This window comes from Pseudomonas costantinii, assembly GCF_001870435.1.
GTDB classification, from domain to species: Bacteria; Pseudomonadota; Gammaproteobacteria; order Pseudomonadales; family Pseudomonadaceae; genus Aquipseudomonas; species Aquipseudomonas costantinii.
Genome location: NZ_MDDR01000057.1, coordinates 385,811 through 394,052, shown reverse-complemented (window position 1 = coordinate 394,052; position 8,242 = coordinate 385,811). Strand labels below are relative to the sequence as shown.

Annotated in this window: 6 protein-coding genes; 5 read left to right on the top strand and 1 reads right to left on the bottom strand. The window is 60.4% G+C overall.

Annotated features, from left to right (window positions below; all coding sequences use genetic code 11):
* The first annotated feature begins 53 nt into the window (after nt 1–53).
* Nucleotides 54–1,313 (top strand): IS256 family transposase, encoded by a 1,260-nt coding sequence (locus BFL40_RS29455; RefSeq protein ID WP_071487231.1) that lies wholly within the window; start codon nt 54–56, stop codon nt 1,311–1,313.
* 152 nt (nt 1,314–1,465) lie between these two features.
* On the opposite strand, the gene BFL40_RS29450 is transcribed toward BFL40_RS29455, so the two are convergent.
* Nucleotides 1,466–2,815 carry a tetratricopeptide repeat protein gene (locus tag BFL40_RS29450; RefSeq protein WP_071487230.1) on the bottom strand — a complete coding sequence of 450 codons (1,350 nt, stop codon included), beginning with the start codon at nt 2,813–2,815 and terminating at the stop codon, nt 1,466–1,468.
* 303 nt (nt 2,816–3,118) lie between these two features.
* On the opposite strand from BFL40_RS29450, the gene BFL40_RS29445 reads away from it, so the two are divergent.
* The 4 genes from BFL40_RS29445 to BFL40_RS29430 are packed head-to-tail and all read left to right on the top strand — an operon-like array spanning nt 3,119 to nt 8,107.
* Complete coding sequence (locus BFL40_RS29445) at nt 3,119–4,702, top strand: ABC transporter substrate-binding protein (protein WP_071487229.1); 1,584 nt, start codon at nt 3,119–3,121, stop codon at nt 4,700–4,702.
* Entirely contained in the window at nt 4,699–5,676 is a 978-nt protein-coding gene (locus tag BFL40_RS29440; RefSeq protein ID WP_071487228.1) for an ABC transporter permease, read from the top strand. The genes BFL40_RS29445 and BFL40_RS29440 overlap by 4 nt, the downstream gene beginning before the upstream one ends.
* Nucleotides 5,676–6,503: an ABC transporter permease gene (locus BFL40_RS29435; protein WP_071487227.1), complete on the top strand. Its 828-nt coding sequence runs from the start codon at nt 5,676–5,678 to the stop codon at nt 6,501–6,503. The genes BFL40_RS29440 and BFL40_RS29435 overlap by 1 nt, the downstream gene beginning before the upstream one ends.
* The gene (locus BFL40_RS29430; RefSeq protein ID WP_071487226.1) at nt 6,500–8,107 is read left to right on the top strand and encodes a dipeptide ABC transporter ATP-binding protein; all 1,608 of its coding nucleotides are present in this window, start codon (nt 6,500–6,502) and stop codon (nt 8,105–8,107) included. Before BFL40_RS29435 ends, BFL40_RS29430 begins: the two co-directional genes overlap by 4 nt.
* Nucleotides 8,108–8,242: the final 135 nt, after the last annotated feature.

The following is an 8,242-nucleotide window of genomic DNA, read 5'->3' as shown; positions in this document are numbered from 1 at the left end:
GGGGACTGTCATAAATTTTGTGTTCGGGCATAACATGTTGAAGAGGTGCATGTATGCCGACCAAAAAGAAACCGGCCCGTGAGGCCCAGCGCGACCTTCCATCGATTCCAAAAGAGCTGATCGACCAGTTCGTCAGTGGCCCGATGAGTGCCGAAGCCATTCAGGACGCCTCGATGGCGTTCAAAAAGGCGCTCATCGAACGAGCCCTCGGTGCCGAACTGGGTCATCACCTTGGCTATCCTCAGGGCGCGGAGCGCCCTGAGGAGTCGAGCAATCAGCGCAACGGAAAAAGCGGTAAGACAGTGTTGACCGATGACGGCCCACTTCGCCTGGATATTCCCCGAGATCGCGATGGAAGCTTTGCGCCGATCTTGATCCCCAAGCATGAACGCCGTTTTACCGGCTTTGACGACAAAATCATTGCGATGTACGCCCGAGGCATGACGGTGCGTGAGATCCGTGCGTTTCTGTCGGAACAGTACGGAACAGACGTCTCGCACAACTTCATCAGCTCGGTGACCGACGCCGTTTTGGAGGAAGTCACCGCTTGGCAACAACGGCCGCTTGAGCCGATGTACCCAGTGATTTTCTTCGATGCCTTACGCGTCAAAATTCGCGATGAAGGTTTGGTACGTAACAAGGCTATCTACTTGGCGCTGGGTGTTTTACCAGACGGCACGCGAGATATTCTGGGCATTTGGATTGAGACAACCGAAGGCGCTAAGTTCTGGATGAAAGTCTTCAATGACCTGAAGATCCGGGGTGTCGAGGACGTCTTGATTGCGGTAACTGACGGTCTGAAAGGCATGCCCGAAGCCCTGGCTGCAGTGTTTCCTGACGCGACATTGCAGACCTGCATCGTTCATCTGATCCGTAACAGCCTTGAGTACGCACCGTGGGATAAGCGTCGCGAACTGGCAAAAGCACTGAAGCCGATCTATCAAGCGCTTAACGCGGACACGGCCGAACAAGCGCTTCTGGCCTTCGAAACAGGGCCTTGGGGCAGGCAATATCCGACGGTGGTAGCTGCTTGGAAGCGCGCTTGGGATCGCGTCATTCCGTTCTTCGTGTTTCCCCCGGCGATACGAAAAGTGATCTACACAACGAACGCCATCGAGAGTATCAATGCTCAATTGCGAAAGATCATTAAGACCCGAGGCCACTTCCCGACGGACGAAGCAGCGACAAAGTTGATCTGGCTGGGCTTACGCAATATCACTGCGAACTGGGGCAGCGCAGCTCATGATTGGAAGAATGTGATGAACCAGTTTGCGATCCTGTACGGAGACCGATTTATCAGACCGACCTGGTAAAACCAAGGCCTGCCTGAAGGCAGGCCGCTACCGGCCCGCACACAAAAAATCTGACACTCTCCCTTACAGCGACTCACTTTGGGGCTTTTCCAAAGTGAGTCGCTGTAAGGGCGAAACCATACGCGGCCGTTACCCAAACAACGGATATGTACTCACCCAGCAAACCGCTCAACCCGCCCGAGAGCCCTGGCCGCCTGCTCAGGCAACCCCAACGCTTCATAAACCCTGACCAAACTCCGATTAGTCGGCACATCCCACCCGTCATACCGCCGCCGCAATTCCAGCGCCTGCTGCGCCCCAAACCAATCCCCAGCCTGCAACCGCGCATCCAACTCAACCTGCGCAAACAAATCCCGCTGCGCATGGCTCCCACCAATCTCATTCAACCGCGGCAAGGCGATCGCCAGTTGCTCCAACGCCCTCTGCGCATCCCCCCGCGCATGCGCCAACAACCCCCGTGCCAATGGCAACGTCACCTCACCCCACACCGGCCGCGCCTCAACACTATATTGGTGCAGCGCCGCCAGCAGCTCATCCGCCTCAGGCTTGCCCGCCCGCGCCAACCCATACACATACTGCACGCTGAGAAACGGCTGCACCGTATCGCCAACCCGCCGCTGCAGGTACGGCGCCAACGCCTGCCAGCGCTCCCCCACATCAATCCCCGCCAACTCCAGCCGCGCCAACAAGGACACCGCACCAACCTGGTCCTGAGAGTATTCCGGCAAGATGCCCCACACGTGCTGGTCGTAAATCTCCAACACACGTTGATCCTCCCCGCGCGCCAGGTAGAACAGCGCCAGGTGCCACCAGTTATGGGTGTACATGAACGAGTTCAAGCCGGACCAGTGATGCGCCACGCTTTCCAGAAACGCCGTGCCTTCTTCGACACGCCCCTGGGTCAGCATCACATGGGCCAACGCGTGCTGGGCCCAGGGCTCAGACGGTTGCAAACGCAGGGCTTGCAACGCACTGGCTTCGGCCTCTTCGAGCAGGTGGCACTGCTCGTAGGCGAAGGCCAGCAAGCCGTGGCTGTGGGCGATATCCGGGGCACCGGCTACAGCCTTGAGGCCGATGCGCAACAGCGCCGGCCAGTTGCCTCGGTTGAACTCCAGGTACTGGTTGAGCTTGGCGGCAAACAGGTCGCGGGGGTAGCGCTCCAGCAGGTGTTCGCTCAGATGCAGGACTTGCTCCAGGTCGTCGTGGACCCAGGCGTGCAGCAGTGCCAGGTACAGCTGGGTGCGGGGGTGGTCGGTGTTAACGGCTGCGGCGCGTTGGCGGTATTGCTCGGCCAGCGCCGGGCCTTCGGGGGACTCGATAAACATCAGCAGCAACCCGGCGAAGGCATTGGCCAGCGCGGAGCCGGGGTTGGCATCGGCGGTGGCGAGGATGCCTTCGGCGCGGGGCTGGTAGCCGAGGAAACCACCGATGAAATCGTCCAGGCCCTGGCGGGTGGCGGAATCAGTGGTGTCGATGGGGTTGCCCAGGTAATCCAGTGACATGGTGTGAAGGCTCATTGGTTCAGATCAATGCGGCTTCGCAAACCTTGTGCCACCCGCCGCCGTAGCAGCTGTCGAGCCTTGGCGAGGCTGCGTTTGCGGTGTGTCAGGTACGCCCTCGACGCAGCCTCGCCAAGGCTCGATAGTGGCTACGCGAAATAGAGGTGTTGTTTTTTGCGCACTCATACCAGCCACTGTGGTTTTTTCATCACCCCGCCTGCCATCAGCCCCAGCAATCCCTGTCAAAACCCCCATGGCACAGCCCTTGCAAAATCCCCGGTATATCTTTCAACCCGAGGAGCATCCATGCGCTCATTCTCTTTCCGCCGCGTCCTCTCGTCCGTGGGGCTGTGCACCGTGTTGCTGGCCGGCCAAGTCCAGGCGCAACCACAAGACGGCGGGGTGCTGAACCTGGTGGCCCAGCCTGAACCGCCGTCGCTGATGCACGGCGTGGTCAGCCACGTGTCCACCCAATACGTCAGCGGCAAGATCCTCCAGGGCCTGCTGACCTACGACACCGACCTCAAACCCAAGCCGGTATTGGCCAAAGCCTGGACTATTTCACCCGACGGCCTGACCTACACCTTCGATCTTCAGGATGGTGTGCACTGGCACGACGGCCCGGCGTTCACGGCCGATGACGTGGTGTTCAGCTTCCAGACCTTCTACCCCGAGGTGGACAAGCGTCTCGGTGGGATCATCACCGAGTACGTCGACAGCATTACCGCCAAGGGCCCGTTGCAGGTGGTCTTCCACCTGAAGAAACCCTTCGCGCCGTTGCTCTCGGCCTTGGGCAGTGGCCTGCGTCCGGTGGTGCCCAAGCACCTCTACGAGAACACTGACTTTCGCAACAACCCCTACAACCTCAAGCCGGTCGGTACCGGGCCGTTTGTGTTCGTCGAGTGGAAGCGCGGGGCCTACATCAAGCTGGCGAAGAACCCCAACTATTGGAAAAAAGGCCTGCCGCACCTCGACGGCATCATTTTTCACGTGATTCCCGACGGCTCCTCGCGGGCCGCTGCGTTTGAGCGCAACGACGTGCAAGTGCTGCGCAGCGGCGATGCCGATTACTCCGACCTCAAGCGCCTCAGCGCCTTGCCGGATGTGCAGTCGTCGGAGCAGGGCTGGGAGTTGTATGCGGGCCTGGCGTTCCTGCAAATCAACACGCGCAAGCCGCCGCTGAACAACCCCAAGGTGCGCCAGGCGATCCTGTATGCGCTGAACCGCCAGTTCATTGTCGACAACATCTTCTTCGGCTCGGGCAAGGTGGCGCAGGGCGAGTTCGTGTCGACCACGCCGTACCACGATCCGCAGTTGCCGCAGTACACCTATGATGTGAAAAAGGCCAAGGCGCTGATTGCCGAGTCTGGCGTGGACGTGGGCGCGGTGCGTATTCGCCTGCTCAATGGCGAGAAGGGCGGTGCCTGGGAGCGTTTGGCCGAATACACCAAGCAGTCCTTGCAACCCCTGGGCTTCAAGGTGCAAGTGGTGACGTCGGATGCGGCGACCTGGTTCCAGCGCGTCAGTGATTGGGACTTCGACCTGACCTACAACTTCATCTTCCAGATCGGCGACCCGTACCTGACCAGCGCCTACCTGTTCCGCTCCGACTACATCCTCAAGACCTCGCCGTTCGCCAACGTCAGCGGTTACAACAGCCCGGAGGCCGATGCCCTGTGGACCAAAGTCGCCGACACCCCGGAAGGCCCGGAGCGCAAGAAACTCTACAGCCAGCTCGAAAACCTACTGAACACTGATCTGCCGATCGCGCCGATTTTCGAAATGCGCTACCCGACGTTGTTTCACAAGCAGGTGAAAAACCTGCTGCAAACCGCCACCAGCCTTAACGAAGACTATGAAAGCGTCTACCTCGAGGCCCCTGCGCCATGAACGGCGCGCTGTATATCAGCGGGCGCTTGTTCAAGGCGCTGCTGATGGTGGTGGCGGTGTTGGTGCTGAGCTTTTTGCTGATCCACCTGGCGCCGGGTGACCCGGCGTTGCTGCTGGCCGGTGAGGCGGGGGTGGACGATGTGCAGTTTATCGAGCAACTGCGCCAGACCATGGGCCTGGATAAACCGTTGCTCCAGCAGTTGTTGATTTACCTGGGACATATCGCCCATCTGGATCTCGGTTACTCCTATCGCAACCAGACTTCGGTGTGGTCTTTGATTGCCGAGCGTTTGCCGGCGACATTGGCGCTGATGGGCTCGGCGTTTGTGGTTTCTTCTGTGTTGGGTGTGACCCTCGGCGTAGTGGCCGCGCAGGCACGGCAGAAGCGTCACTGGTTGGACGGGCTGATCTCCCACGGCGCGTTGCTGCTGTATGCGATGCCGCCGTTCTGGTTGGCGATGCTGTTGATCCTGTTGTTTTCCGTGAGCCTGGATTGGTTGCCGGCATTTGGCATGGAGAGCGTGGGTCAGGACTTCTCGCTGCTGGACCGCTTGCAGCACTTGCTGTTGCCCTGCCTGTCGCTGAGCGTGTTGTTCTTAGCCTTGTATATCCACCTGACGCGCGCCGCCGTGCTTGACGCCCTCAGCCAGGAATACGTACGCACCGCCCACGCCAAAGGCCTGCATCCGCGGCGGATTCTCTACGTGCATGTGCTGCGCAATGCGTTGTTGCCGGTGGTGACCTTTGCCGGTTTGCAATTGGGCCAATTGGCCAGCGGCGCCTTGCTGGTGGAGGTGGTGTATTCCTGGCCCGGTATCGGCCGCTTGATGTATGACGCCCTGGCTCAACGCGATTACGGCGTGTTGATGGGGGGCTTTCTGGTGATCTCGATTCTGGTGGTGGGCTTCAATGTGTTGACCGATGTGATCTGCCGTTTTCTCGACCCGCGTATTGGCGCTGGAGGGCTGGGCTGATGGCGGTGCTCAGACGCTTTATTCGCCAACCTTCAGCACTGGTCGGCGCAGTGTTTTTGCTGGTGTTGGCAGCATTGGCGATTGCCGCCCCATGGCTCACCAGCAGCTCGCCCTGGGAGATGAATACCCAGCCGATGCTTGCACCGTTTCATGACCCGGCGCATTGGCTGGGCAGCGATCTACTTGGCCGTGATCTCGGCAGCGGCTTGCTCTACGGTGCCCGGGTGTCACTGGCTGTGGCCGCGCTGGCCAGTCTGGCGACGTTGCTGGTGGGGCTGATCGTCGGCGCCATCGCCGGTTATTTCGGTGGGTGGCTCGACGGGCTTTTAATGCGCGTGGCTGAGTTTTTTCAGATCATTCCGCAACTGGTGCTGGCGGTGATTCTGGTGGCAGTGCTGGAGCCATCCCTGGGGACTATCGTGTTGGCGATTGCGCTGGTCGCATGGCCGGCGGTGGCACGCTTGGTGCGTAGTGAGTTTCTTACCCTGCGTCAGCGCGAGTTTGTGCAGGCTGCGCGGGTGCTGGGTCAGTCGCCATTGGGGATTATCACCCAACAAATCCTGCCGAATGCCCTGGCGCCGTTGCTGGTGGTCATGACCTTCGTCATGGCCACCGCGATCCTCACCGAAGCCGCCCTGGCATTCCTCGGCTTGAGCGACCCGGAAGCCATGAGCTGGGGCTACATGATCAACGCATCCCGTGGTTTGTTGCGGGATGCCTGGTGGATGAGTTTTCTGCCGGGCCTGGCGATTGTGTTGTGCGTGTTGGCGGTAAACCGGGTGGGCGAAGGCTTGCGCGTGGCCTTTGAACCGGGGAGGTCGCTATGACGTTATTGAGTGTCGAGAACCTGCGCATCGCCTTGCCGCGCGGTGCAGACCGCAGCCATGCGCTGTATGACTTGTCATTGCAACTGCGCAGCGGCGAATGCCTGTGCGTGGTGGGCGAGTCCGGCTCGGGCAAGTCCATGTTGGCCAAGGCGCTGCTGCGCCAATTGCCGGTGCCGCTGACGGTGGAGAGCGGGCGGCTGGTGTTTCGTGATGAAGACCTGGCTGCCCGCAGTGAAGCCGCTATGCGCCAGCTACGCGGGCGCGATATCAGTATGGTGTTCCAGGAGCCCATGAGCGCGCTGAACCCGTTGATGCGGGTGGGTGAGCAGATCGATGAAACCCTGCGTGCCCATGGGGTGAAATCGACTCAGGAGCGTCGTCGGCGTGTTTTGGATTTGCTGGGTTATGTCGGCCTGCCGGATCCGCAGCGACTGCGCCTGGCCTATCCCTTTGAGCTGTCCGGTGGCCAACGCCAGCGCGTGGTGATCGCCATGGCCCTGGCGTTCGATCCGGCGCTGCTGATTGCCGACGAGCCGACCTCGGCCCTTGACGTGACCACCCAGGCGCAGATCCTCGATCTGTTGCGCAAAATCCAGCAGGACAAGGGCATGGCGCTGTTGTTTATCACCCATGATTTTGCTGTGGTCGAGGCGATTGCCGACCGCGTGCTGGTGCTGGAAAAAGGGCATCTGGTGGAGCAGGGCAGTGCGCGCCAGGTGTTGCGCGAGCCGCAGGCGCTTTATACCCGGCAACTGCTGGCGGCGGTGTCGGCACAACCCCTGGCACCGCGCGCGCCCGTGGCGGGTTCGGTGGTACTCAAGGCCGAGCAGTTGGGCAAGGTCTTCAGTACCCGCAGCGGTTGGTGGGGGCGCCGCACGACGCTGGCGTTGGATGCCGTCCAGTTGCAAGTGCGCGAAGGTGAAACCCTGGGGATTGTCGGCGAGTCCGGCTCAGGCAAATCCACATTGGGCCGCTGCCTCGTGCGCTTGTTGCGTGCCGACAGTGGGCATATCCAATGGCTCGGTCAAGAGGTGGTGGGGTTGTCTGAAGCGCGTCTGCGGCCGTTGCGCAGTGAGGTGCAGATGATCTTCCAGGACCCGTTTGCCTCCCTCAATCCGCGCCAGACGGTGGGCCGGATCATCATGACCGGACCGCTGGTGCAGGGGCGTTCCAAGGCGGATGCCGAATACCGTGCGCGGGAGTTGCTGGCGTTAGTGGGCTTGCCGGCCACTGCATTCGAGCGCTACCCCCATGAGTTTTCCGGGGGGCAGCGACAACGTATCGGCATCGCCCGGGCGTTGGCGGTGGAGCCGAAAATTCTGATTGCCGATGAGTGTGTCTCGGCCCTCGATGCGCTGATCCAGGTGCAGATCCTGGAGCTGTTGGAGTCCCTGCAACGGCGCTTGAAATTGAGCATCGTCTTTATCACCCATGACCTGCGGGTGGCGGCACGTTTATGTGATCGCATTGCCGTCATGCAAAACGGGCGGGTAGTGGAGCAGGGCGAGACCACGAGGTTGTTTGCCGATGCTCGCCATCCCTACACCCGAACCCTGTTGCAATGCGTGCCGAGTACAGCAGTGCTTGAGGCTGACGCTATCTAATGTGGGAGCAGGCCTGCGATCGTGTTGTGACAGCTTGTATTTGCGGTGGCTGACACACTGCTATCGGGGCATGGGGGTATTCACAAATCTTTTTATGGGTGGGGTTCTATGGTTGTTGCTGGTGTGCTGAGTACA